Source organism: Methylopila capsulata, assembly GCF_016907975.1.
In the GTDB taxonomy this organism is placed as follows: Bacteria; Pseudomonadota; Alphaproteobacteria; order Rhizobiales; family Methylopilaceae; genus Methylopila; species Methylopila capsulata.
The window spans coordinates 396,153-420,718 of the sequence record NZ_JAFBCY010000004.1; the positions used below are offsets into that span (position 1 = coordinate 396,153).

A 24,566-nucleotide genomic window follows, 5' to 3' on the forward strand; every position below is an offset into this window, starting at 1 on the left:
GATAAGTTTAATGGCCACGGAACCTCAATTGCGACTCCGCGTTATTGAGCGGGCGGACAAGAGGAGGAAAGACATTATGCGGATCAGCACTTTGGCTCTGGCCGTCGCGCTTGCTACGGCTCCCGCTGCTGCCTTCGCGGCCGAAGGTACGGCGGCGGGCATCGCCGGCGGCGCGGCGACGGGCGCGGTTCTCGGCGGCCCGGTCGGCGCAGTGGCTGGCGGCGTGGCCGGCGGCGTGATCGGCACGCTGGCGTCCCCGCCGGAGCGCGTGAAGACCTATGTGGTGCAGGAGCAGCGCCCCTCCGTCGTCTACGAAGGCGACGTGGTGGTGGGCAAGCCGGTGCCGCAGACCGTCGAGGTCTATCGCGTGCCGGACAGCGACTACAGCTACACCGTGATCAACCAGAAGCGGTACATCGTCGACAGCGACCGCAAGGTCGTCGAAGTCGTCGACTGAACCGATCGGTCCCTCCGCAGGATCTGAAAAAGGCTCCGCAGCCATGCTGCGGAGCCTTTTTTGTCGCCCATTCAGCGCTGCATGCCGACGCGGCGACCGAGCCAGTCCAGCTTCGCGGCTTCCCGCCTATGGCTCTCGATCATGGCGGCTATCGCTGGCCGGACCGTGTCAGGGAAGGGCGCAACCCGCCGCGTCGCGAGCGACACCGACAGCGTCACGCCCTCGACGGTCGTGGTCACGGCCCCGTCGGCCTCGCGGCGCAACTCGACCGCCCAGCGCACGCGCTTCGCATCGGCCTCCAGAAACACCACGCGGCCACTTATGACGTCGCCGAAGTTGATCTCGTTGAGGTAGCGGACGTGCATCTCGCCGGCGAAGGTCGAGAGCCCGAGATCCTGGACGTAGGCGGCGTCCACCCCGAACGCCGCGAAGGAGAGGTCGAGCGCCTGATCGACCAGCACCAGATGGTAGGCCATGTTCACGTGGCCGTTGTGGTCGAGGTAGGAGCGCTCGATCGGCAGGGGGGCGGTGACGAAAGCGGCGTCGGTCATCGTCGGATCTCCGGTTCAGCGCAGCCGGACATAGCGCAGCGCCACGCTGTTCGCTCCCTGGGTCGCGCCCTTGAGCCCGAAGTCGCGCAGCGGGATGCCGCTGCCTTCCGCGAGGGCGGGGCCTTCGCCCAGGATCGTCGGGACGAGCGTCAGGACGATCTCGTCCACCAGGTCGTCGTCGAAGAACGCGCCCGCCAGACGGCCGCCGCCGGCGAGCCAGACTCGGCCGCTTCCCGCCGCGTCGAGCGCCTCCGCGAGCTCGCGCGGCGTCCCCGCGAAAGCTTCGACCTCCGCCCCGGCCATCGGGGCGATCCGGTCCTTGCGCGTCATGACGATGGTGCGGCGGTCGCCGTAGGGCCAGCCGTCGGCTTCGTCCGCCAGGATCGCAGCCTGCAGCACGGCGAAGGTCTTCGCGCCCATGACGATCGCGTCCACCGTGTCGAAGAACGGCTCGAACGCGTCGTCCCCGTAGCTCTCCGGGTCAGCGAGCGCTTCGAGAAACGCCAGCGCGTCGCCCGGGCCTGCGAGCCGACCGTCGAGGCTGGTGGCGGCGTAATAGATGATGTGTGGCACGCAAGGCCGCTCCGGGGGCGCCGCGGGGGCGATGGCGGGGAAATCTGCTAGACTTTCGGCAAACACCGGTCCGGCGACTCTGAACCGGACCAGCGACCGGGAAGGACATCGCCGAACATGCCTGCTTCTGCAACCTCCGGCGCCCTGCGCCCCGAGAGTTTCGCGCTTCAGACCGTGCTCGAGACCCTTTCGGACCGGTTCGGCGATCGCTTCTCGACCTCGCGCGCCGTGCGAGAACAGCATGCCAATACCCTGACATGGATCGAGAACCAGCCGCCGGACGGGGTCGTGTTTCCCGAGAGCACCGAGGAGGTCGCCGGGATCGTGCGGCTCTGCGCCGCGCATGGCGTGCCGATGGTGCCGTTCGGGATCGGCTCGTCGTTCGAAGGCCACGTGAACGCCCCGCTCGGCGGAATCTCGATCTCGACCGCGCGCATGAACGCGGTGGTCGCCGTGCATTCCGAGGACCTGGACGTCGTCGTCCAGCCGGGCGTCACCCGCAAGCAGCTGAACGAGGCGCTGCGCGACCAGGGCCTGTTCTTTCCGATCGATCCCGGCGCGGACGCGAGCCTCGGCGGCATGGCCTCGACCCGCGCCTCCGGCACCAACGCGGTGCGCTACGGCACCATGAAGGACAACGTGCTGGCGCTGACGGTGGTGCTGCCCTCGGGCGAGATCATGACGACCGGCGGGCGCGCCAAAAAGTCGTCGTCGGGCTACGACCTCACGCGGCTGCTCGTGGGCGCCGAAGGCACGCTCGGCGTCATCACCGAGCTGACCCTGCGACTGCAGGGCATTCCCGAGGCGATTTCGGCCGGCGTCTGTCCGTTCCCGAGCGTGGAGGCGGCCTGCGACGCGACCATCATGACGATCCAGTCCGGCCTGCCGGTGGCCCGCATCGAACTGCTGGACGAGGTCCAGGTGCGCGCGGCCAACGCCTACTCCAAGCTCTCGCTCGTCGAGACGCCGACGCTGTTCCTCGAATTCCACGGCACGGACGCCAGCGTGAAGGAGCAGGCCGAGCGCTTCGGGGAGATCGCCGAAGAGTTTGGCGGCGGCCCGTTCGACTGGGCGACCAAGGCCGAGGACAGGAACAAGCTGTGGCAGGCGCGGCATGACTCGTTCTGGGCCGCGCTGGCGCTTCGTCCGGGCGCGAAGAGCGTGCCGACGGACGTCTGCGTGCCGATCTCGCGGCTGGCCGAATGCGTGGCCGAGACAAAGCGCGACCTGGCCAGGAGCGGCATCGTCTCGCCGATCGTGGGCCACGTCGGCGACGGCAATTTTCACTGCCAGCCGCTGGTCGACATGGACGATCCCGCGGACGTCGCGACCTGCAAGGCGTTCCTCGCCCGGCTGGTGGAGCGCGCGATCGCCATGGGCGGCACCTGCTCCGGCGAGCACGGCGTGGGCCAGGCCAAGATGAAGTATCTCGAGGCCGAGCACGGCGCGGCGGCCTTGGCCGCCATGCGGGCCATCAAGCTGGCGCTCGATCCGCAAAACATCATGAATCCCGGAAAGATCGTGACTGTGTAAGCCCTTCGCAGGGCTATAGAGTGCGATGCGGCGCGCCGGTCCTCCGCCCGGCTGGCGCGCCCGCGGCCGGGTGAGGCCGCGCCGGGGGATGAGGCGAAGAAACGGCGGTCTCTGGTGAACAATGCGCTGACGGGTCTCGGACTTGCGCTCGTTCTTGCGCTCGTCGCGGCGCTGGTCGGCCCGTGGTTCATCGACTGGAACGCCTATCGCGACGACTTCGCGGCGCAGGCGAGCGCGCTGGTTGGGGCGCCGGTGACCGTCTCCGGCGACGTCGACGCGCGGCTGCTGCCGAGCCCCTACGTCCGGTTTCGCGGCGTCACGGCGGGCGCGGGCGACGCGCGGCTCGAAGCCTCCGAGATCGAGATCACCCTCGCCATCGGTCCGCTGCTGAGGGGCGAGGCGAAGGCCGAGCGGCTGAAGCTCGTCCGCCCCGTGCTGAACCTCGCCGCCACCGCCGGCGGCGTTCTGACGACGCCCTTCGGCGCCGGCGCGCGCGGCGCTCGCGATGCGGACCGCATCTCCTTCGAGCGCGCGGAGATCGTCGACGGCGCCCTTCGCCTCGCGACGCCCTCCGGGCCGCTGGCGCTGACGGCCATCGACGGCGTGGCGGAGGCGGGCTCGCTGCGCGGGCCATTCCGCTTCGAGGGCGCAGCCACGACGGCGTCCGGCCGCGCTACGTTCAAGCTCTCCACCGCGAAAGCGGACGACCTCGGCGTGCTTCGGCTGAAGCTCGCGGCCTCCCTGGACGGACGTCCCGAGACCTTCGACCTCGACGGCGCGCTGACGATCGCCGCAAAGCCGCGCTTCGAAGGTCAGGCGTCCGTCGCCCGACCGGAGACGAAGTCGGATCCGAAGGACAGCAAGGCGAAGGCCGAAGCGGCGCCATGGCGGCTCACGGCGAAGGTTGCGGGCGACGGCGCGCGCCTCGCCTTCGACTCGATCGACGCGGCCTACGGGCCGGACGAGCGCGGCCTGCGTCTCGCGGGGAAGGGCGCCCTGACCCTGGGTGCGACGCCGCGCGTGGACCTGGCGTTCGGGGCGCGCCAGCTCGACCTCGATCGCTTTGCTGGAGCCGACCGTCCCAAGACGCCGCTTGGCGTCATCGAGCAGATTGCGGCTCGGTTCGCCGGCGCAGCGCGACCGCTGCTGCCCGGCCGCATCACCATCGACGTCGGCGGGGTCGTCCTCGCCGGTGACGTCGCCCGCACTCTCTCCGCCGAGCTGGTGGCGAACGACGACGTCTGGCGGGTCGCCCGCGCGTCGGTGGGCCTCCCCGGCGACGCGCGCCTGGCGGCGTCGGGCGCGCTGGTGTTCGTGGACCGAGAGCCGGGGTTCGCCGGCAAGATCGATTTCGCGGCCGGCGACCTCGCGGGCCTTCGCCGTTGGCTGCAAGGCGGCGTGGGGGAGGGCGGGCGGACTGCTATTCGCCGCCTGTCCGTCAAAGGCGACGTCAGCGCGCGGATGGGCGGGCTGGCGGTCGACAACGCGCGAATCGAAGGCGACGGCGCGGTGACGTCGGGGCGGCTCGCGTGGCGGGGGGCGGAGGATGGCCAGCGCGCCGCCCTGGAAGCGCGGCTCACGGCCGACAAGCTCGACCTGGACGCGCTCGGCGCGGATCGGCTCGTCGCCGGCCTGATCCGCGGCGCCGACACCGACGTCGCCGTGACGCTTGACGCAAACGCCCTGACGCTGCTCGGCGTCTCGCTGAGAGACGTCGCCCTGGACGCGGCGCTGGACGCGGACGGCTTCGAGGTGCGGCGGCTCGCCGTGGCGGACGCAGGCGGCGCGAAAATCTCCGGGCGAGGGCGCATCGGCGCGGGCGCCGAGGGTCCGGAAGGACGGCTCGCCTTCGACGTCGACGCGCAGCGGCTCGACGGGCTCATCGCCTTCGCGCGCGCGATCGACGGCGCCGGCGGGGCAGCCGACGTGCTGGCCCGCCGCGCGGCGGCGCTGCAGCCGGCGAAAGCCGCCGTCGAGCTCACCACCGGCGCGGCCGGCCACCGCGTCACGGCACGCGGAAGCGCCGCCGGCGGGGCCTTCGAGGCGCGGCTCTCGACGCCGCGCTTCGCGCTCGACGCCGACATGGACATGGCGCTCGAGCTCGGTTCGCCGGACGGACGGAGCCTCGCAGCCCTTGTCGGTCTGGCGACCAGTCCTGTGGCGTCCGCGGAGGGAGGGCGCCTGACGCTGGCGCTCAAGGGAGCGCCGGCCAGCGGCATGACGGGCGACGCACGCTTCGCAGCGCTCGGCCTCGACCTCGCCGCCAAAGGCGACGTGGCGTTCGCGCCTGCAGAAAGACTGTCCGCGGCGGCTGACGTGACGCTCAAATCGCCAGATATCGCCGCCTTCGCCGAAGCTCTGGGGCGCCTCACGCCCGGCGTTACGCCAGCGATCCCTGTCGACCTCGCGGCCCGCGTCGCAGTTACCGCCGATCAGGCGGCGATCGAGACCCTCACCGGATCAATCGCCGATCGCGCCATATCCGGCCGGCTCGTCGTCCCGTTCGACGCCAGGGCGGCCTTTGAGGGCGAGGCCACGGTCGACGAGGCGCCCGCCGCCGCGCTTCTTGCGCTCGGCCTCTCGCCCGAAGGCCTGACCGCCGGAACAAAAAGCGGCCGTTCGGTCTGGCCGTCCGCCGCCTTCGGACCTTCGCCGCTGCGCGGCCTCAACGGGCGGATCGCGGTCTCGGCGCGGCGCATGCCGTTGGGACTGGCCGAGCCTGCGACGGACGTGCGCTTCACCCTGGCGCTGCGCCCGAACGCGACATCCGTGGAGCGGTTCTCCGCCAATCTCGCCGGCGGGGGAATAACCGGTTCGCTCGATCTCTCCCGGCCGGGTCTGGAGGCGACGCTTGCGGTGAAGGCCGCGGCGAAGGACGTGCGTCTGGAACGGCTGACGGGCCTCGGCGTGGCGTCCGAGCTGATTGGGGTGATCGAAGGAACGGTCGAGGCGCAGGGCTCCGGCCGCAGCCTCTCGGCGATCATGGCGAGCCTCGCCGGCGCCGGCTCCGCGACGCTGCGCTCGGCCGCGATCCGCGGCCTCGACGCCGCCGCGCTCGACGCGGTCGAGCCGATGATCGAGCAGGGACTGCCGCTCCAGGCGCCGAAGATCGCGGGCGCGCTAGAAGCGCTGATCGGCCGGGCGGATTTCACGGCGCCGCGCCTCGGAGCGCCTTTCACGATCTCGGGGGGCGTGCTGCGCTCCGGCGCGATCGTCGACGAGGGTGCGGCGGCCCGGCTCGGCGGCGGCGTCTCGATCGATCTGTCGCGGCTCGCTCTGGACGCCACGCTCACCCTGGGACCCCGGCGGGCGGACGCTCCGCAGCTCGGCGTCGCGTTCCAGGGGCCGCTTGCCGCGCCGCGCCGAAAGCTGGATGCGACCGCCCTGACGAGCTGGCTTTCGGTGCGTGCCGTCGAGCGCGAGACGAAGCGGATCGAGGTGATGGAAGCCGAGATCCAGCAGAGGGCCCGGCTCGCGCGCGAACGCGCCGCCGCGGAGGAGCGGCGTCGCGCCGAGGAGCAACGGGTCACGGACGAGAAGCGGAAGGCGGACGAGGAGCGTCTTAAGGAGCTGCAACTGCTCGCGCCGCCTCAGCCGACGCTCCCGCCGACGTTCGACCTGGCCCCGCCGACCGAGGGCGAAACGCAGGGCGGTCGCTGACGACGAGAGCTAGCTCTTGATCGCGCCGAGCGCGCCCGAGCGGCGGCGGTAATGATCGAGCACGTGCAGCCGAACGGCGGACGACAGGTTGCCGCCCGTTCGGCTGGCGTCGATCTCCGCAACGAGGCTGCGCAGAGACTGTCCGCGCTCGCGCGCGATGTCCTTCAACGCGTGCCAGAAGGCGTCCTCGAGGCTGACGCTCGTCTTGTGCCCGGCGACCACGATTGATCGCTTGACGATGTCAGGGTTGATGACGTTCGCGATCGCTTCAGGCATCTCGCGGACGATCTCGTTCACGACGATGCCGTCCGAGTTCGAGACGCCGATGGTCAAATTCTCAATGCGGCTCATTGCTCCGCGTCGCCCCCGTTGTCGCGACGATGACCATCGAGAAGGCGTTCCGCCTGAGCGCGGCGAACCTCCTCGGCGGCCTGTTCGTCCTTCCGCCGGCCGAAGCGGACGCGATTCTCGGCGGCTTGCGCCGACCTGTCCTCGCGTTCCCGCCGCTTGCGCGCCTGGCGCAGATTCACGATCTCAGCCATTACGGAGGAGGTGTTTACACGCCTCCGAACAGGAAATCGAGACCCGAGGGTCTCAGCTCGGCTTGATCATCGTTTCCGGGCGCACCACGGCGTCGAATTCCTCCGCGGTGACGAAGCCCAGCTTGACCGCCTCTTCGCGCAGCGTGGTGCCGTTCTTGTGCGCCGTCTTCGCGACCTTGGTGGCGTTGTCGTAGCCGATCGTCGGCGCGAGCGCGGTGACGAGCATGAGCGAACGGCCCATCAGGTCGGCGATGCGCGTCTCGTCCGCCTCGATGCCGACGACGCAGTTGTCGGCGAAGCTGACGCTCGCGTCCGCGATCAGTCGGATCGACTGGAGCATGTTGTAGGCCATCACAGGCTTGAACACGTTCAGCTCGAAATGGCCCTGGCTGCCGGCGAAGGTCACGGCCGCGTTGTTGCCGAACACCTGGGCGCAGACCATCGTCAGGGCCTCGCACTGGGTCGGGTTCACCTTGCCCGGCATGATCGACGAGCCGGGCTCGTTCTCGGGCAGAATCAGTTCGCCGAGGCCGGAGCGCGGACCCGACCCCAGGAATCGGATGTCGTTCGCGATCTTGAACAGGCCGGCGGCGATCGAGTTCAGCGCGCCATGGGCGTAGACGTAGGCGTCGTGGGCGGCGAGCGCCTCGAACTTGTTCGGCGCGGTCACGAACGGCAGCCCGGTGATCTCGGCCGCCTTCTCCGCGAACTTCTCCGCGAAGCCGATCTTGGCGTTGATTCCCGTGCCGACGGCGGTGCCGCCTTGGGCGAGCGGCAGCAGGTGCCGGAGGCCTTCCTTCGCCCGGACGACGCCGAGCCGCACCTGCGCGACGTAACCGGAGAACTCCTGCCCCAGCGTCAGCGGCGTCGCGTCCTGGGTGTGGGTACGGCCGATCTTGATGATGTGCTCGAACGCCGTCGCCTTGGCGTCCAGCGCGCGCTCAAGGTGTTCGAGGGCGGGAACGAGCCGGTTCTCGATCTCCTCGGCCGCCGCGATGTGCATCGCCGTCGGAAAGGTGTCGTTCGACGACTGGCTCATGTTGACGTGGTCGTTCGGGTGCACCGGCTTTTTAGAGCCGAGTTCGCCGCCGAGCATCTCGATCGCCCGGTTCGAGATGACCTCGTTCGCGTTCATGTTGGACTGGGTGCCGGAGCCGGTCTGCCAGACCACCAGGGGGAAGTGCTTGTCGAACTTGCCGTCGATCACATCCTGGGCGGCGCCGGCGATCGCGCTCGCGAGCTCCGGCTTCAGGACGCCGAGTTCCTCGTTGGCGAGGGCGGCCGCGCGCTTGACCACGCCAAGGGCGCGGATCAGCGGCTTCGGCATGGTCTCGCCGCCGATCTTGAAGTTCTGCAGAGAACGCTGGGTCTGCGCGCCCCAGTACTTGTCGGAGGGGACCTCGAGCGGCCCGAAGCTGTCGGTTTCGGTGCGTGTCGCGGTCATCGGCGGCGCTCTCGGATCAGGAGGGGAAGGACACGGCGCGGATGCTGCGTCGCAGCGGCGTCCTTACCACGCAGCTTCCCGCCCCGTCACGCCCGAGCGCGACGAAGAAGCGCAGTCATTTCTTCCTGAACTTGTCCAGGCTGACGACCTGCGCGCCGCCTTCGGGCGTTGCGGCCGGCGGCGTCTCTTCGGCGTCCTGCGCCGAGTCGGAGGCCGGTTCGACGGGCGTCTCGGCCTCGTCGGTCCCTACGGTCTCCACAGCGTCCGGATTATCGAACTTGAGCCCGAACTGCACCGAGGGATCATAGAAGCCGACGATCGAATCGAACGGCACGCCGAGCTTCTCCGGCACGCCACCGAACGACAGTCCGACCTCGAACCCCTGGTCGGTGACGATCAGGTCCCAGAACTGGTGCTGGAGGATGACCGTCATCTCGGCGGGATAACGCTCCCGCAGACGGGTCGACAGCTTCACGTCCGGCGCCTGCGTCCGGAACGAGATGTAGAAATGATGGTCGCCGGGCGCGCCATCGCGCGCGACGTTCGCCAGCACCTCGCGCACCACGCCGCGCAGGGCGCGTTGGGTGAGCAGGTCGTAGCGGATGAAGTCCTGGGCGGTCGGCGGCGTCTCGTTCGTCATGTTCGCTACTTAGGCGGATTCGAGCGGAGAAAAACAGCCGACGTTCGCAGAAGCGAAGAGAGATGGCCGAACGAAACGTATAAGCACAAAAAAGGGAAGTGGAGGTTTCTGTTGCCAGGTACCTCCGAACCCCGCCTAAAAGAGCTAACCCCTTAGGACTTTAGTTCGGTGTTTCAAACCGCTCACGCGGCCTGAGCAACCGGAGCATAGTTGTCGTTGGCAACTATAGATTGAGCCCGATAACGGCGGTGCCATGCCGGGGGAAAGCTCGCCCTTTACGCCCCCGTCGATCCTGTTTCGCCCCCGCCGAAACCCACTTTGACGAGTGGGCTTGGGTGGAGGCGCCGGGTGCTGCCCCCGGGTCCGAAGGGTTTATTGCGGCGACCGTTTATCACCATAGCCGGATCGCTCCGGCCCGATTGATATAGTCCCAGTCGTGCGGGATCGGAAGGGGGCGCCTGAGCATTCAACGATGAACGCACGCGAAACTTCATTGCTTAACCGGCAAGACGGCGAGCCTTTTAGCAAAGGTGCAATTATTCGGCGGCACAATCCGAAGCGTAGAAAATGATGCGATTCGGGGATGGAAGCGTGCGTATCGGGACGAAGATCTTTGCGCTGATCGCAGCTCTTGGAGCGGTGGCGATCGGCGTCGCGGGCGTCGGCTATTCGACGCTGCAAGCTTACGACCAGGCGGTGGACGACGTGCAGGTCGCGTCGAGGCGCGCGCTCTACAGCGAGCGCCTGAACCGGCTCGTGACCAGCGTGGTGATGGACGCCCGCGGGATCTATGCGGCGGACGACGCCGCCACCGCCAAGAAGTTCGGCGAGGGCGTGATGGCGTCGCTGGGGCAGATCGACGAGCTTCTGAAGGCGTGGGCTCCGATCGTTCCCGCGCAGGACCAGGCTCTGTTCGACGCCGTGTCGCGCGACGCCGCCACGTTCCGCGCGTTCCGCACCGAGACCGTCCGTTTGGGGTCGCAGGAATCGCCGGCCGCGGCCAACGCCCAGGGCAACAATGACGGCAACCGGGCGAACCGCCGGGCGTTCCAGGCCAGCATCGACGCGATGACCGAGCGCGGGCGCGCCGAGGTGAAGGCGGTCGACGAGCAGGTCGCCTCGCTCTACGCGGAACGGCTCGCGCTTCTGCTCATCCTCTCGCTGGGCGGCACGCTGGCTGCGATCGTCGTGGGCGGTCTGATCGTTCAGCGCCAGATCGCGCGGCCGCTTGCGGGCGTCACCGGCGCCATCCAGCGGCTCGCCGCGGGCGACCACCGGCTGCCCGACGTCAAGCCGGGCAAGGACGAAGTCGGCGACATCTGGCGCAGCATGCAGGTGTTCGCGGGCGCCATGCAGGAGGCGGCCAGCCTCCGCGAGGCCCAGGCTGAGACCGACAAACGCCGCATCGTCGAACGCCGGTCGGAGATGACCGGTCTCGCGGGCCGCTTCGAGGGAAGCGTGGGCGAACTCGTCCAGCACCTCGCCGCTGCGGCGCAAGAGATGGAGGCGACCTCGCGAAGCCTCGCGGCCAACGCCGAGCAGACCACGCGGCAGTCCAGCTCCGTGCTGACGATCGCGAGCGACGCGTCGAACAATGTCCAGGCCGTGGCCGCCGCGACCGAGGAACTCGCAGCCTCCGCCCGCGAGATCGGCGCCCAGGTCGAGCTGACCTCGCAGGCCGCCGCGAACGCGGTCGAGAACGTCCGCCACGCTCATGAGCGGGTGGATCTGCTCGCCCGCGGCGCGCAGAAGATCGGCGAGTTCGTGAAGCTGATCCAGGACATCGCCGGCCAGACCAACCTTCTCGCGCTCAACGCGACCATCGAGGCGGCGCGCGCGGGCGAGGCCGGCCGCGGCTTCGCGGTGGTGGCCGCCGAGGTCAAGGAGCTCGCCGGCCAGACCGCGCGGGCGACGGACGAGATCACCGCCCAGATCAGCTCGATCCAGGGCGCGACCGAGGAGACGGTGAAGGCGATTGAAGAGATCGCCGGCATCATCGCCGAGGTGCACCACATCGCAAGCGGCGTCTCCGCGGCCGTCGAGGAGCAGCAGGCCGCCACGCAGGAGATCGCGCGCAACATTTCGGAGGCGGCGCGCGGCACGCTTCGCGTCAGCGAGGACGTCGCCGAGATGCAGATGGCGGCCAACGAGGCCGGTCACGGGGCCTCGCAGGTGCGCTCCGCCGCCGGCGAGCTCGCGGTGCAGTCGACGCGGCTCGGGAAGGAGGTCGACGGCTTCCTCTCGGGCGTCCGGGCCGCCTGAAGCCGGCGCCGAACCTGTTGACGAAGGGCCTCGCGACGCCGTCGCGGGGCCCTTCGCATGTTAAGCTGCGGTCCAGGACGAACGACGAGCGCCGCCATGCACGCCTATCTCAGCCTTCTGCGTCAGATCCTCGACCAGGGCGCCGGCAAGGACGACCGCACCGGCACCGGCACGCTGTCGCTCTTCGGCGCTCAGATGCGCTTCGACCTGACGCAGGGCTTTCCGCTCGTCACCACGAAGAAGCTGCACCTCAAGTCGATCGTGCATGAGCTGCTCTGGTTCCTGGCCGGCGACACCAACGTCCGCTACCTGCGGGACAACGGCGTCAGCATCTGGGACGAGTGGGCGGACGAGCATGGCGACCTCGGCCCGGTCTACGGCAAGCAGTGGCGGTCGTGGGCCGCGCCGGACGGGCGGACGATCGATCAGATCGCCTGGGTGCTCGACGAGCTGAAGCGCAATCCGTCGTCCCGCCGGCTCGTCGTCTCGGCCTGGAACCCTGCGGACCTCGACGCCATGGCGCTCGCGCCTTGCCACTGCCTGTTCCAGTTTCACGTGGCCGAGGGCCGCCTCTCCTGCCAGCTCTACCAGCGCTCGGCGGACGTCTTCCTCGGGGTGCCGTTCAACATCGCCTCCTACGCGCTGCTGACGCACCTCGTGGCCCACGAGGCGGGCCTTGCCGTTGGCGACTTCGTGCACACGCTTGGCGACGCCCACCTCTACCTCAATCACCGGGAGCAGGCGCGCGAGCAACTGGCGCGTCAGCCGCGCGCCTTGCCGAAGCTGCGCCTCAACCCGGCGGTGCGCTCGATCTTCGACATGGCCTACGACGACGTCGCCTTCGAGGGCTACGAGCCGCACCCCGCCATCAAGGCCCCGGTGGCGGTCTGAACCCATCGTCTTTCGTCGCGGAGCCTGTCGTTTGAGCCTCGTCATCGCCCCGGCCGCGCCGGCGGACGCCGCCCTGGTGTTCTCCTTCGTGCGCGAACTCGCCGAGTACGAAAACCTGCTGCACGAGGTCGAGGCGACGGAGGAGGGGCTCGCCGAGGCGCTGTTCGGTGCGAATCCCCGCGTGTTCTGCGACATTGCGCGCTGGAACGGCGAACCTGCCGGCTTCGCGCTCTGGTTCTACAACTACTCGACCTTCCGAGGTCGCCACGGGATCTATCTCGAAGATCTGTTCGTGCGGCCGACGTTCCGCGGTTCAGGAATTGGCAAGGCGCTGATCCGGGGGCTCGCCGCGCGCTGCCGCGACGAAGGGTTGGCGCGGCTCGAGTGGTGGGTGCTGAACTGGAACGCTCCATCGATCGCCTTCTACGAGCGTCTCGGCGCCAAGCCGATGGACGAGTGGACGGTCTACCGGCTCTCCGGCGAGGCGCTGGAGCGCGCGGCCGCCCTGGGATGAGCGACGGCGTCTCCACGGACGGCATCCGCCCGACGGCTGTCGCGCAGGCGTGATCGCAGAGGGCCAGCCCGTCGTATCCCCTCGATGATGGCTGTGGGACGATCGCAGCCACGCTCTGTCGCGCCTCCGGCTCTGTGCAGGAGAGCGTGGCGGCCCGTCGCAGGAGGGTGTATCGCGTGGGATACGGACGCGTTCGCGCGACTCGGGGCGAATCTGTGGCGCGCGGACGGCGCGCGTGGGACGGGGAATTGACGATGCGGTTTTGCATTCAGGCGCTGCTGGCCGCGGCGCTCGTGACGGGAAGCGCGGCCGCGGCGGCCGCACAGAGCACCCCGGCGCTGTACTCCCAGACGGAGCAGACGCTGCGCGCGAAGCTCAAGTCGGCCTACGCCGGGCAGCCGGCCCGCTTCGGCTTCGAGAACTTCCGTCGCCGCAGCAACGGCAAGGACGAAGCCGTCTGCGGCCAGGCGACGATCTATATCGGCCGTGACAAGCCGAGCCTCGTGCGGTTCGTCTACCGCTACAACGCCGGCGACGCGGCGATCGAGACGCTGGGCGCCGAAGACACGCGGACCGTTCAAGCGCTGTGGACGCCGCTCTGCCTGCGCGGCCGCCCGATCGAGTGAGCGTCCCTCTCGTCATCCTCGCGGCCGTGGCGCGCAACCGCGTCATCGGCCGCGACAACGACATGCCCTGGCGGCTGTCGAGCGATCTGAAGCGCTTCAAGGAGGTCACGATGGGCAAGCCGCTCATCGTCGGCCGCCGCAACCACGCCGCGATCGGCCGGGCGTTGCCGGGGCGCGAGACGATCGTGCTCACCCGCGACCGCACGTTCCGGGACGGCGGCGTCCACGTGGCGCATGATCTCAAGGACGCGCTTGGGTTGGCCGAGGCGCTCGCTGAGGAGATGGGCGCCGACGAGATCATCAGCGCGGGGGGCGGGGAGATCTACGCGCTGACCATTCCCCTGGCGCAGCGGATGCGGCTCACCGAGATCGACGCGGCGCCGGAGGGCGACGTGCTGTTTCCGGAGTACAATCCCGCGGAATGGCGGGAGACGTTCCGCGAAGCGCATCCGGCCGGCGGCCGTGACGACCATGCTTTTGTGTTTCGAGACCTCGTGCGCGAGCGCGGGCTGAAACGCTTGTGATCGACGCGGGCCTCTTTCGCCATTGACGGCCGATCACGCGCACGCCACCTGCGGAGCGCTTGAATCTCTTCGCGTTGAACGCGGGAAAGCCGTCGCCTATAAGCGGCGCGTGACATCGAACGGCGCGGGTTCCCGTCCGTCATCCTGAAGGAGCATCGATGCCCTGGAGCAACCAGAGTGGCGGCGGCGGAGGCGGCGGCCCTTGGGGAAGCAAGCCCGGCGGGCCTTGGGGACAAGGTCCCCAGCAGCAGGGCCCCACGCCGCCGAATCTCGACGACCTGATCCGTCGCGGGCAGGACCGTCTGCGAACCGTCCTTCCGGGCGGAGGCGGCGGATCGCGCGGCGTGCTGGTTTTGGCCGTGGTCGCCGTGGTCGCCTGGGCGCTTTCCGGCTTCTACCGCGTCGAGGCCGACGAGGAAGGCATCGTTCTGCGCTTCGGCCAGTACGTCCGCACCACGCAGTCGGGCCTGAACTACCACATGCCCTATCCCATCGAGACCGTGCTGACCCCCAAGGTCACCACGCAGAACTCGATCGAGGTCGGCATGCGCAGCAACGCCGGCGCGACGCGCGCCGTGTCGTCGCGTGAAGTCCCGCAGGAGAGCCTGATGCTCACCGGCGACGGCAACATCGTCGACGTCAACTTCTCGGTGGTCTGGGTGATCAAGCCGGCCGACGGCGCGACCGGCCGCCCGAGCGGGGCCGCGGACTATCTGTTCAATCTGCAGAACCCCGAGAGCTCCATCAAGGCCGTGGCGGAAAGCGCCATGCGCGAGGTGGTGGGCCGTTCGAAGCTCCAGCAGATCCTGACGGAGGGCACGCCGGACGCTACCGCTCAGCCGACCACGCCGGGAGCTCCCCCGGTTGAGCCGGTGACGCCGGCGGCCGAGACCCTCAACCCCGAAGTGACCGCCGCCGCTGTTCGCGAACTGATGCAGAGGACGCTCGACAGCTACCAGTCGGGCGTCGACATCTCGTCGGTGCAGCTGCAGAAGATCGCTCCTCCCGGAGAGGTCATCGGCGCGTTCCGCGAAGTCCAGGTGGCGCAGGCCGACCGCATCCGTCTGACCAACGAGGCGCAGGCCTACGCGAATCGGGTGGTGCCGGAAGCGCGCGGCCAGGCCGCCCAGGCGCTTCAGCGCGCGGAAGGCTACAAGTCTGCGACCGTCGCCGACGCCCAGGGCCAAGCCTCGCGCTTCGGCCAGGTCGCGGCCGTCTACCGCACGGCGCCCGACGTGACCCGCGAGCGCCTGTTCCTGGAGACCATGGAGCGCGTGATCGGCGGCGTTGACAAGGTCATCATCGATCCCAAGGCGTCCGGCCAGGGCGTGGTGCCGTTCCTGCCGCTCGATCAGATCCAGGGCGCGGGCCAGCAGAACCAGCAGCAGCAACGTCAGGCGCCCCGCGCGACGATCAGCACGGGAGCCGGCCAGTGAACCGCAGCATCCTCGGCGGCTTCGTCGCCGCCATCGTCGTGCTGGCGCTGATCGCGGCCTACAGCGCGCTCTACGTCGTCAATCAGACCGAGCAGGTGATCGTGCTGCGCCTCGGCCAGCCGGTCGGCACCGTCACGCAGCCCGGCCTGCATGTGAAGGCGCCCTTCATCGACACCGTCACGCGGATCGACAAGCGCATCCTCGATCTCGACATGCCCGAGAAGGAAGCGACGGCGAACGACAACCAGCGTCTCGTGGTCGACGCCTTCGCGCGTTACCGGATCACGAATCCGCTGCGCTTCCGCCAGGCGGTGGGGACGATCGAACAGGCCAACGCGCGCCTGACCTTCGTGCTCAACGACGCTCTGCTGGAGGCGATCCGCTCGAACAGCTTCGAGCAGATCGTGCGCGATCGCCGCGACCAGATCATGGCCCGCATCCGCGACCAGGCGAACCGCGAGGCCGACCGCTTCGGCATCCAGATCGTCGACGTGCGCATCCGCCGCGCCGACCTGCCGGAGCAGAACTCGAAGGCGGTGTTCGACCGGATGTCGTCGGAGCGCGCGCAGGAGGCGGCCCAGATCCGCGCCCGCGGCGCGGAGCAGGCGCAAGGGATTCGCGCCCGCGCCGACCGCGACAGCCAGGTGATCGTCGCCGAAGCCAACCGCGACGCCGAGATCCTGCGGGGCCAGGGCGAGGCCGAGAAGACCAAGCTGCTCGCCGACGCCTACGGCGGCGACCGCGACTTCTTCGCCTTTTACCGTTCGATGCAGGCCTATGAGACGAGCCTGAAGACCGGCACGCGAATGGTGCTGGCGCCGGACAGCGAGTTCTTCCGCTTCTTCCAGCGCCCCTCGGGCGAGCCCGCGGCTCCGGCCGCCCCCGCCCAGGCGCGATGACCGACCTGTTGGCCGCCCTCGGTCTCGTGCTCGCGATCGAGGGCGTGCTCTTCGCCGGGTTTCCCGGCGCCGCGAAACAGGCGAGCGCGAATGTGGTCGCGACACCCGAAGGCCTATTGAGGACGATCGGCCTGGTCTCCGCCCTAGTCGGCGTGATCATCGTCTGGTTCGTGCGGGGTTGATTCGCCTCACGAAAGGTCGCGAACGCCGCCCCGCCGTCCTCTTTTCGCCTCTTCGCCGTCGTGTAGAGTGACGGCCAAAATCGGACGCGTCCGCCCGCGTCGAACCAGCTTTGAGGAGACGTCATGAGCGAGCCTGCCGCCCGCAAGGCGATCCGCGCCCGCCGCGCGCTCGCCTTCGCCCTCGCCGCCGCGACCGCGTTTTCGCCGATGGCGCTCGCGTCCGCCCAAGCCCGGCCCGCGCCCGACAGCTTCGCCGACCTCGCCGAAGGGCTGCTCGACTCGGTGGTGAACATCTCCACCTCGCAGAACGCCCCGGCGCAGAAGGAAGTGACCCCGCCGAAGGCGCCGGAAGGTTCGCCGTTCGAGGAGTTCTTCGACGAGTTCTTCAACAAGCGGAACGGGCAGGGCGGTCCGCAGCAGCGGCAGCGCAAGCAGAGTTCGCTCGGCTCTGGCTTCGTGGTCGACGCGAGCGGGATCGTGGTCACCAACAACCACGTCATCGACGGCGCCGACGAGATCGTCGTGAACTTCCCCGACGGGACAAAGCTGACCGCCGAACTGGTGGGCAAGGACGCGAAGACCGACATCGCGGTGCTGCGGGTGAAGCCCACGAAGCCGCTAAAGGCGGTGAAATTCGGCGACGCTCAGAAGCTCAGGGTTGGCGACTGGGTGCTCGCGATCGGCAACCCGTTCGGCCTGGGCGGCTCGGTCTCGGCCGGCATCGTCTCGGCGCGCGACCGGAACATCAATTCCGGGCCATACGACAACTTCATCCAGACCGACGCCGCCATCAACCGCGGCAATTCCGGCGGGCCGCTGTTCAACATGAGCGGAGAGGTGGTCGGCATCAACACGGCGATCATCTCGCCGTCCGGCGGGTCGATCGGCATCGGTTTTTCCGTGCCGGCCAACACCGCCCAGCCGGTGGTCGAACAGATCCTCAAGTTCGGCGAGACCCGCCGCGGCTGGATCGGCGTCCGTATCCAGCAGGTCACTGACGACATCGCCGAAAGCCTCGGCGTCTCGGGCGCCGAGAAGGGCGCTCTGATCGCCGGCGTCAACGACGACGGCCCTGCCGCGAAGGGCGGGATCGAGGTCGGGGACGTGGTGCTCAAGTTCGACGGGAAGAGCGTGCGCGACGTGCGTGACCTGCCGCGGATCGTCGCCGACACGCCGATCGACCGCGAGGTCGAGGTGGTGGTGCTGCGCAAGGGCAAGCAGGAGACCCGGAAGCTCACGGTCGGCCGCCTCGAGGAGGCGGAGCCCAAGAACGCGGCGGAGAAGACGCCTCCTCCCGCCGAGGAGGCGAAGACCGGCGCCGCGCTGGGGCTGCAGTTCTCGTCGGTGACGGACGAGCTGAAGACCAGGTTCAAGTTGAAACCGGACGCCAAGGGCGTGGTCGTCACCGGGGTCGACGACGGCTCGAACGCGCAGGAGAAGAACATCCAGCCCGGCGACATGCTGATCGAGGTGGCGCAGGAGACGGTGCAGACGCCCGCGGACGTCGCCGCCCGGATCGAGGCGCTGAAGAAGGACGGCAAGAAGACCGCGCTGCTCCTGCTTGCCAATCGCCAGGGCGACGTGCGTTTCGTGGCGGTGTCGATCGACTGACCGCCGTCATGCCGGGGGCTGCGGACCTCAGAGCTTCACCGCCTCGTTGAGGCGGCCGAGTTCGGCTTCGATCAGCTTCATCACGCCCTCGCTCGTGGTCGCGAGCGAGTTCATCTCCTGCGCGACCACGTTGAAGCCCACGCCATGTTCGGCGGCGCGCGCGGCCTCGATGCGGGCGTTCAGCGCCAGGAGGCGGAGGGTCTTCAGCGTCTTGAAGATCTGCTCGATCGAGCCGTTCATCGCCTTCACGGAGGCGCGGCCACTGTCGAGTTTTTCGGCCAGACGCGTCAGGCGGCCGGACTCCAGGATGATGCCGTCGAGATATCGCGGCATGCCGGTCACGGGATCCGGGTCGCATCCGCCTCCCGTCTCGTGCACGTAGCGCCAGCCGCCTCCCGGAGCCTTGAGACGATAGGCGACCTGCCACCGGCCTCCGGTTTCCAGCGCTTGCGCCACGGCGTCGTTGACGCTCTGGAGGTCTTCCGGATGGATCAGCACGCTGAACGATTTCCGCTGGCGCACGAAAGCGTCGCCGTCCTCGCCCGTCAGCGCCTGGAAGCCCGACGACACCCACACCATCGCGTAGTCGTCGCGGTTGAGGCCACGGTAGAGGAAGCCGTCTATCCGGCTGCCGATGTTTTCCGTGTACTCGACAAGATCAATGGCCGCGGCGCCGCTAACGCTCGACATGGGAGGACCTTCGTTCGAAGCCGGTGCGAACGCGCCGCCCGCGCGCCCGATCGTGAACAGTGGACCTCGACGGCCTTAACGACTCGTTGCGCGGCGCGAAAAAGCGTTTCTCTGCATGCACATGCGGCGATGGCGCCTGCCGGGTGAGCGACTGTTCCGGCATACCGAGGGGGGCGATTGATCAGACCGACGGCATTTGCTTAGCCGGCAGGCAGATGGACCTCAGTCGGCCACGATCTCATGCTCGGCATAGCCCTGCAGGTAGAGCAAAGCGGTGAGGTCGCCGTGATCGATTCGCACATGCGCCGCTTCGGCGACCGCGGGTTTCGCGCGGTAGGCGACCCCAAGGCCTGCTCCGCCCAGCATCGCGAGATCGTTCGCTCCGTCGCCGACGGCGATCGTCTCCGCGCGGTCCAAGGCCTTCGCCTTCATCAACTCGTTCAGGGCGGCGAGCTTCGCGTCCCGGCCGAGGATCGGCTCGACCACGCGGCCCGCGAGGAGGTCGGCTTCGATCTCCAGCACGTTGGCGCGGTTCTCGTCGAATCCGAGCTTCGCCGCCACGACTTCCGTGAAGGCGGTGAAGCCGCCGGAGACGAGAGCCGCGTAGGCGCCGTTCGCGTGCATGGTGGCGACAAGGGCGAGCCCGCCGGGCGTCAGGGTGATGCGGTTCTCCAGAACTTCGGCGATTGTGTCCGCCGCGGGCAGGCCCTTGAGCAGCGCGACCCGCTCGCGCAGCGCGGGCTCGAACTCGATCTCGCCGCGCATCGCGCGCTCGGTGATCGCCGCCACCCTGTCCTTCAGGCCAAGCCCCGCGGCGAGCTCGTCCAGGCATTCCTGCTCGATCATGGTCGAATCCATGTCGGCGATGAGCAGGCGCTTCCGGCGCGCCTCGACTGGGACGACGGCGACGTCGACCGGAGCGCGGTCGATCGCGCCGAGAAGGCGACGGCGCAGCGCGCGGCGGTCGCTTTCGCCCTCCACGATGAACTCGGCCGCGATCCCACCGTCGAGCATGCGCACCTCGGCGCCTTGGACGACCTGCGCCGCCTTCATCACCAGCGCGGCGTCGACCGCGGGCTCGTTGGGGTTCGCGATCAGCACGGCGGCGAGGGCGGACATGGACACTCCGGCGGAGAAGGAACGTGGCGGGCGCAATCCTCGTGTCTATAACGACCGCGCGGCGCGCAGGGAAACGAACGGCGCGCAGGTGAGGGCAATGAGACAGGATCCATGACGGCGCCGGTCACGGCGGTTTTGATCGCGGGCCCGACCGCGTCCGGCAAGTCCGCGCTGGCGCTCGCCCTCGCCGAACGTTTCGACGGTGTCGTTGTCAACGCCGACGCCACGCAGGTGTACGCCGACCTTCGCGTGCTGAGCGCCCGTCCGTCCGACGCCGATCTCGCCCGCGCGCCGCATGCGCTCTACGGCCATGTGGACGGCGCGACGCCCTACGCGGTCAGTTCCTGGCTTCAGGATGTGGAGGGCGTTCTGAGCGGCGGTCGCTTGCCGATCGTGGTCGGAGGGACAGGCCTCTACTTCGATGCGCTGACAAGGGGGTTGTCGGCGGTGCCCGAGATTGCGCCCGAGATCCGCGAGCGATGGCGCGGCGCCGGGGCGGACGTCGATCTCCACGCCGAGCTTGCAAAGCGCGACCCGGTCATGGCGTCGCGGCTCAGGCCGTCCGATCCGCAGAGGCTCATGCGCGCGCTCGAGGTGGTCGAAAGCACCGGCCGCTCGCTCAGCCTGTGGCAGCAGGAGACGGGCGCCCCGCTGCTTGCGCCGGAGACCGCGCTTCGGCTGGTGCTGGCGCCCGACCGATCGGCGCTCGACCTCCGCATCGCGCGGCGGCTCGAAGTGATGCTCGAGGCGGGTGCGGCCGAGGAAGCCGAGCGTCTCGTCTCCCGCGGCCTGCCCGAGGGGGCGCCTGTCATGAAGGCGGTCGGCGTCTCGGCGTTCGCCGCATGGAAGCGCGGCGAGATCGCTCGCGAGGAGGCGGTCGAGCGCACCCGCCTCGACACGCGACGCTACGCCAAGCGGCAATCGACGTGGTTCCGCAATCGAATGCCGGACTGGCGCCACGTGGCGCCCGAGGGCGCGGAAGCGGCGGCCCTCGACGCGCTGATGATCAGGGGCGTCGAGGGCCGCTAGATCCTACGGCGGAGCCCGCGGCTGTTACGCCGCCGCCGCCCGGCGCTTGGCGCTTTCGACTTCCGCCGCGGCGAGCAGGATGCAAAGCGCGATGCCCTCGGAGGCCGCCTTCACGTCGGAGAGCGACGGGAAGGACGGCGCGAGGCGGAGGTTCGAACCGTGCGGGTCCTTGCCGTGGGGCCAAGTCGCGCCGGCGCCGGTCAGCAGCAGGCCGGCTTCCTTGGCGAGTTGGACCACCCGCGAGGCCGCGCCCTCGACCACGTCGACGCTGACGAAGTAGCCGCCCTCCGGCTTTGTCCAGCGCGCCGCGCCCGTGCCGGCGAGCTTGGCCTCGAGCGCGTCCGTCACCGCGGCGAACTTCGGCGCGAGCAGGGCGCGGTGCTTCTCCATGTGGGCGTGGAGACCCGCTTCATCCTTCAGGAAGCGGATGTGGCGGAGCTGGTTCAGCTTGTCCGGTCCGATGGTGCGCTTCGCGGCGCTCGCCAGGAACCACTTCACGTTGGCGGCCGACGACGCGAAGAACGACAGGCCGGCGCCGGCGAGCGTCATCTTCGAGGTCGAGGCGAACACGAAGGCGCGGTCGGGATTGCCGGCTTCGGCGCAGGCGTCCACGACGTTGAGGATCTCGCGCTTCGCGTCCGTCAGGTGGTGCAGGACGTAGGCGTTGTCCCAGAACAGCCGGAAGTCGGGCGCGCCGGTCGTCATGCTAGCGAGCCGGCGGATGGTTTCGTCGGAATAGACGTCCGCCGACGGGTTGGCGTACTTCGGGACGTTCCACATGCCCTTTACGGCCGGATCGCGGACGAGCTCCTCGACCTTGTCCATGTCGGGCCCGTCGCCGAGCAGCGGAACGGGGATCATCCGGATCCCGTACTCCTCGCAGATCGCGAAGTGCCGGTCGTAGCCCGGGACGGGGCACAGGAAGGCAATGTCGCTTTCCTTGCTCCACGGCCGCTCGGAGCCCGTAACGCCCTTCAGCAGCGCCCAAACGATGGTGTCGTGCATCAGCGCGAGGCTGGAGTTGTCGCCGACGACGATGCGGTCCGGCGTGGCGCCGAGCGTGCCGGCGAACAGCGCGCGGGTCTCGGCGAGGCCTTGCACGCCGCCGTAGTTGCGGGCGTCCTCGCCGGCGTCGGAGATGTGGTCGCGGTTCCCGGGCAGGGCGAGCATGCCTTCGGCGAGGTCGAGCTGCTCCGGCGCCGGTTTGCCGCGGGTCATGTCGAGCTTCAGCCCACGAGCGCGGAACGCGTCGTAGTCGGCGCGGGTGCGGGCCGTCAGGCCCTCGAGATCGGCGGCGGAGAGATCGGCGAGCACGGCGGGCGTCCTTGAAACGAAGGGCCTAAGTCTTTCGGCGACGCTATACGCTCGCGCGCGTCGGCGCGCCAGCACGCGCCGGCATCAAATTCAGCGCCTGCGGCGTCGTGGTATACCTCTCGCTGACACACACACACACGGACGCGGGGCGGACGATGCGCATTCTGGTTTTCCAGCATCTCGACGTGGAGCATCCCGGCGTGTTCCGCGACATCTGGGACGCCAAGGGCCATGACTGGATCCCGGTCGAGCTCGACGCCGGCGAGCCGATCCCCGAGCTCGACGGCTTCGACATGCTGGCGGTCATGGGCGGGCCCATGGACGTCTGGCAGGAGGACGCCCATCCCTGGCTGAAGCCCGAGAAGGCCGCGATCCGCCGCTGGGTGCGGGAACTGCGCCGACCCTACTTTGGCGTCTGCCTCGGCCATCAATTGCTCGCCGACGCCCTCGGCGGCCGGGTCACGCTGATGGACGCTCCCGAAGTCGGGCTGGCGCGGGTCGATCTCACGGACGCCGGCGCGTCCGACCCGATCTTCGAGGGGTTTCCGCGGACGATCGAAACCTTGCAGTGGCATGGCTGCGAGGTGTCCGTCCTGCCGGAGGGCGCCGTCGCGCTCGCGGCCAACGCCGCCTGCGCGGTGCAGGCGATGCGGTGGGGCGACCGCGCCTACGGCTTCCAGTACCACTCCGAAATCACGCCCGAGACGACCGACGACTGGACGCGGATTCCAGAGTACCGGGCGAGCCTTGAGCAGGCGCTCGGAGCGGAGGCCGCCGCGGGGCTTGGCGCGCTGGTCGCGCCGAAGCTGCCGGCGTTTCGCGCTGACGCGGAACAGCTCGACCGCAACTTCGAGACGATTGTCGCGAAGGTCGGCGCTGCGGTCTGAAAGGGGCGCGTCAGCGTGCGCGCGGGGCGGGGCCTTCCGTCGCCAGACGTTCGGTCGGGGCGACGCGAGGCGCCCGCGCGCGCTCCGGCCCGCGACGGCGGGCGCCGATGAGGCTCGAGGCCGCGGCGGCGAGCCCGAAGGCCAGCGCCCAGCCGGCAGGGCGGACGCCATAGCCGGGATCGAGGTTCGCGCCGAGCACGCGCCAGGGGTCGACGCCCGTGGCGAGCCCGTACCACAGCGCCTCGGAGGCGGCGGTGAACAGGCCGGTCGCGACGGCGAGGCCGAGCAACCAGGGCAGGGCGGTCTCGCGACCGTCGTGGCGGGCCTGCAGCCAGCGCCAGCCCATCGCCCAGCCGAACAGGCCCCACATCAGCATGGGTTCGCCGACGTCGAGCTTGGACTGCATGGCGAAGTGCAGCACGGCGAGGCCGGCGATGGCGTAGGCCGCCTTGTGCAACTGGCCCCAGCGCTTCGCCCCCATCCGGCGGACCATCCCGTCGGTCGAGGTCGACCCCAAGGCGATCAGACCGAGGAGCGCGACGAAGCCGACCGCGAGATAGATCCGCAAGACGATCTCGGTCGCGATCCGGCTCAGCACGAGCTCCTGGTCGATCGCGTAGAGCCCAAGGTGCAGCGCGGCGTAGGCCAGCGCCGCAAGGCCGACGCGTCGGCGCACGAGTTGCAGCCGGCTCCAGTGCCACAGCCGCCGGAACGGCGTCACGGCGAGCGACAGCAGCAGGAACCGGACGGCCCAATCCCCGGTGAAGTGGATTGCGTCGTAGATCGGCCGGGCTGCAGCCTCTCCGCCCGGCCGCAGCGCCGCGCCGGGGGCCGCGCCGCCGAACGCGGACGGCCCGTCCGGGGCAAGGCCCGGCGGAACCCCAAAAGGCGGCGCGAGTGCGGGTCCGGAGAAATCGCCGTTGGCGGCGCGCAGCGCGAGCCAGATGGCCGGCGCGACCAGCGCGACGAGCGTGAGCGTCAGCAGCGGCGAGAAGCGGCCGGAACGGTCGCGAAGGAGCGGCATCGAAACGTCCTGCGTGGTGGTTCGGTCCAGTCTACGAAACCCTCGGCTCGGCCGTTACCTCGGCGACCGCCGCGAAAACGCGAAACACTTTAAATTTGAGAGGCGTCGCCAACCCGGATTTAGGGTGTAGCCGGCATTGTGAAGGCCAGTCACAGGTG

The 24,566-nt window shown here is 69.4% G+C and carries 24 protein-coding genes and 1 other RNA gene; 14 read left to right on the plus strand and 11 right to left on the minus strand.

Features of this window, described 5'->3' with window-relative positions; translation table 11 throughout:
• The first annotated feature begins 76 nt into the window (after positions 1-76).
• Positions 77-457 (plus strand): DUF1236 domain-containing protein, encoded by a 381-nt coding sequence (locus JOD31_RS17740; protein ID WP_020185448.1) that lies wholly within the window; start codon positions 77-79, stop codon positions 455-457.
• A 71-nt stretch (positions 458-528) separates the two neighbouring features.
• Here the strand turns inward: JOD31_RS17740 and JOD31_RS17745 are convergent, their stop codons facing one another.
• Positions 529-1,008 carry an acyl-CoA thioesterase gene (locus tag JOD31_RS17745; protein ID WP_204951757.1) on the minus strand — a complete coding sequence of 160 codons (480 nt, stop codon included), beginning with the start codon at positions 1,006-1,008 and terminating at the stop codon, positions 529-531.
• A 15-nt stretch (positions 1,009-1,023) separates the two neighbouring features.
• Positions 1,024-1,581 carry a dihydrofolate reductase family protein gene (locus JOD31_RS17750; RefSeq protein WP_204951758.1) on the minus strand — a complete coding sequence of 186 codons (558 nt, stop codon included), beginning with the start codon at positions 1,579-1,581 and terminating at the stop codon, positions 1,024-1,026.
• Between the two features lie 117 nt (positions 1,582-1,698).
• On the opposite strand from JOD31_RS17750, the gene JOD31_RS17755 reads away from it, so the two are divergent.
• Together JOD31_RS17755 and JOD31_RS17760 are read left to right on the plus strand one after the other, a co-directional pair.
• Positions 1,699-3,114, plus strand: coding sequence for an FAD-binding oxidoreductase (locus JOD31_RS17755; protein WP_204951759.1), 1,416 nt, complete (start codon positions 1,699-1,701; stop codon positions 3,112-3,114).
• Positions 3,115-3,228: 114 nt separating this feature from the next.
• Entirely contained in the window at positions 3,229-6,774 is a 3,546-nt protein-coding gene (locus JOD31_RS17760) for an AsmA family protein (RefSeq protein ID WP_204951760.1), read from the plus strand.
• 9 nt (positions 6,775-6,783) lie between these two features.
• Here the strand turns inward: JOD31_RS17760 and JOD31_RS17765 are convergent, their stop codons facing one another.
• The 5 genes from JOD31_RS17765 to ssrA all read right to left on the minus strand — a co-directional run bounded on the left by JOD31_RS17765 (position 6,784) and on the right by ssrA (position 9,854).
• Positions 6,784-7,026 (minus strand): ribbon-helix-helix domain-containing protein, encoded by a 243-nt coding sequence (locus tag JOD31_RS17765; RefSeq protein WP_204951822.1) that lies wholly within the window; start codon positions 7,024-7,026, stop codon positions 6,784-6,786.
• A gap of 95 nt (positions 7,027-7,121) precedes the next feature.
• Complete coding sequence (locus tag JOD31_RS17770; protein WP_204951761.1) at positions 7,122-7,316, minus strand: DUF4169 family protein; 195 nt, start codon at positions 7,314-7,316, stop codon at positions 7,122-7,124.
• 52 nt (positions 7,317-7,368) lie between these two features.
• Positions 7,369-8,760 carry a class II fumarate hydratase gene (fumC, locus tag JOD31_RS17775; RefSeq protein WP_204951762.1) on the minus strand — a complete coding sequence of 464 codons (1,392 nt, stop codon included), beginning with the start codon at positions 8,758-8,760 and terminating at the stop codon, positions 7,369-7,371.
• Between the two features lie 115 nt (positions 8,761-8,875).
• Positions 8,876-9,400, minus strand: a complete 525-nt coding sequence (locus JOD31_RS17780) for an SspB family protein (RefSeq protein WP_204951763.1) — start codon at positions 9,398-9,400, stop codon at positions 8,876-8,878.
• A 97-nt stretch (positions 9,401-9,497) separates the two neighbouring features.
• Positions 9,498-9,854: a transfer-messenger RNA gene (ssrA, locus tag JOD31_RS17785) on the minus strand.
• Between the two features lie 137 nt (positions 9,855-9,991).
• On the opposite strand from ssrA, the gene JOD31_RS17790 reads away from it, so the two are divergent.
• From JOD31_RS17790 to JOD31_RS17830, 9 genes are all read left to right on the plus strand, one after another.
• On the plus strand, positions 9,992-11,662 hold the full coding sequence (locus JOD31_RS17790) for a methyl-accepting chemotaxis protein (RefSeq protein WP_204951764.1): 1,671 nt from the start codon (positions 9,992-9,994) through the stop codon (positions 11,660-11,662).
• A 96-nt stretch (positions 11,663-11,758) separates the two neighbouring features.
• Positions 11,759-12,553: a thymidylate synthase gene (locus tag JOD31_RS17795; RefSeq protein ID WP_204951765.1), complete on the plus strand. Its 795-nt coding sequence runs from the start codon at positions 11,759-11,761 to the stop codon at positions 12,551-12,553.
• Positions 12,554-12,584: 31 nt separating this feature from the next.
• Positions 12,585-13,067 carry a GNAT family N-acetyltransferase gene (locus JOD31_RS17800; RefSeq protein ID WP_204951766.1) on the plus strand — a complete coding sequence of 161 codons (483 nt, stop codon included), beginning with the start codon at positions 12,585-12,587 and terminating at the stop codon, positions 13,065-13,067.
• Positions 13,068-13,321: 254 nt separating this feature from the next.
• Positions 13,322-13,693 carry a hypothetical protein gene (locus tag JOD31_RS17805; RefSeq protein ID WP_204951767.1) on the plus strand — a complete coding sequence of 124 codons (372 nt, stop codon included), beginning with the start codon at positions 13,322-13,324 and terminating at the stop codon, positions 13,691-13,693.
• Positions 13,690-14,217 (plus strand): dihydrofolate reductase, encoded by a 528-nt coding sequence (locus tag JOD31_RS17810; RefSeq protein ID WP_204951768.1) that lies wholly within the window; start codon positions 13,690-13,692, stop codon positions 14,215-14,217. The genes JOD31_RS17805 and JOD31_RS17810 overlap by 4 nt, the downstream gene beginning before the upstream one ends.
• A 158-nt stretch (positions 14,218-14,375) precedes the next feature.
• Positions 14,376-15,653: a protease modulator HflK gene (gene hflK, locus JOD31_RS17815; RefSeq protein ID WP_204951769.1), complete on the plus strand. Its 1,278-nt coding sequence runs from the start codon at positions 14,376-14,378 to the stop codon at positions 15,651-15,653.
• Positions 15,650-16,552: a protease modulator HflC gene (gene hflC, locus JOD31_RS17820; RefSeq protein WP_020185433.1), complete on the plus strand. Its 903-nt coding sequence runs from the start codon at positions 15,650-15,652 to the stop codon at positions 16,550-16,552. Before hflK ends, hflC begins: the two co-directional genes overlap by 4 nt.
• A complete protein-coding gene (locus JOD31_RS17825; protein WP_204951770.1) occupies positions 16,549-16,734 on the plus strand; it encodes a DUF2065 domain-containing protein in 186 nt (61 codons plus the stop codon). The genes hflC and JOD31_RS17825 overlap by 4 nt, the downstream gene beginning before the upstream one ends.
• A gap of 123 nt (positions 16,735-16,857) precedes the next feature.
• On the plus strand, positions 16,858-18,345 hold the full coding sequence (locus JOD31_RS17830) for a Do family serine endopeptidase (RefSeq protein ID WP_204951771.1): 1,488 nt from the start codon (positions 16,858-16,860) through the stop codon (positions 18,343-18,345).
• Positions 18,346-18,372: 27 nt separating this feature from the next.
• On the opposite strand, the gene JOD31_RS19685 is transcribed toward JOD31_RS17830, so the two are convergent.
• Both JOD31_RS19685 and serB read right to left on the minus strand, forming a co-directional pair.
• A complete protein-coding gene (locus tag JOD31_RS19685; protein WP_204951772.1) occupies positions 18,373-19,035 on the minus strand; it encodes a PAS domain-containing protein in 663 nt (220 codons plus the stop codon).
• Between the two features lie 222 nt (positions 19,036-19,257).
• The gene (serB, locus tag JOD31_RS17840; RefSeq protein WP_204951773.1) at positions 19,258-20,154 is read right to left on the minus strand and encodes a phosphoserine phosphatase SerB; all 897 of its coding nucleotides are present in this window, start codon (positions 20,152-20,154) and stop codon (positions 19,258-19,260) included.
• Between the two features lie 111 nt (positions 20,155-20,265).
• Here serB and miaA point away from each other — a divergent pair, with 111 nt between their 5' ends.
• A complete protein-coding gene (gene miaA, locus JOD31_RS17845) occupies positions 20,266-21,183 on the plus strand; it encodes a tRNA (adenosine(37)-N6)-dimethylallyltransferase MiaA (protein ID WP_204951774.1) in 918 nt (305 codons plus the stop codon).
• Positions 21,184-21,207: 24 nt separating this feature from the next.
• Here miaA and JOD31_RS17850 read toward each other — a convergent pair whose 3' ends face one another.
• On the minus strand, positions 21,208-22,497 hold the full coding sequence (locus tag JOD31_RS17850) for an aspartate aminotransferase type Ic (RefSeq protein ID WP_204951775.1): 1,290 nt from the start codon (positions 22,495-22,497) through the stop codon (positions 21,208-21,210).
• A 155-nt stretch (positions 22,498-22,652) separates the two neighbouring features.
• On the opposite strand from JOD31_RS17850, the gene JOD31_RS17855 reads away from it, so the two are divergent.
• Positions 22,653-23,384 (plus strand): type 1 glutamine amidotransferase, encoded by a 732-nt coding sequence (locus tag JOD31_RS17855; protein ID WP_204951776.1) that lies wholly within the window; start codon positions 22,653-22,655, stop codon positions 23,382-23,384.
• A gap of 10 nt (positions 23,385-23,394) precedes the next feature.
• On the opposite strand, the gene JOD31_RS17860 is transcribed toward JOD31_RS17855, so the two are convergent.
• The gene (locus JOD31_RS17860) at positions 23,395-24,408 is read right to left on the minus strand and encodes a protein-methionine-sulfoxide reductase heme-binding subunit MsrQ (RefSeq protein ID WP_204951777.1); all 1,014 of its coding nucleotides are present in this window, start codon (positions 24,406-24,408) and stop codon (positions 23,395-23,397) included.
• Between the last annotated feature and the right edge of the window lie 158 nt (positions 24,409-24,566).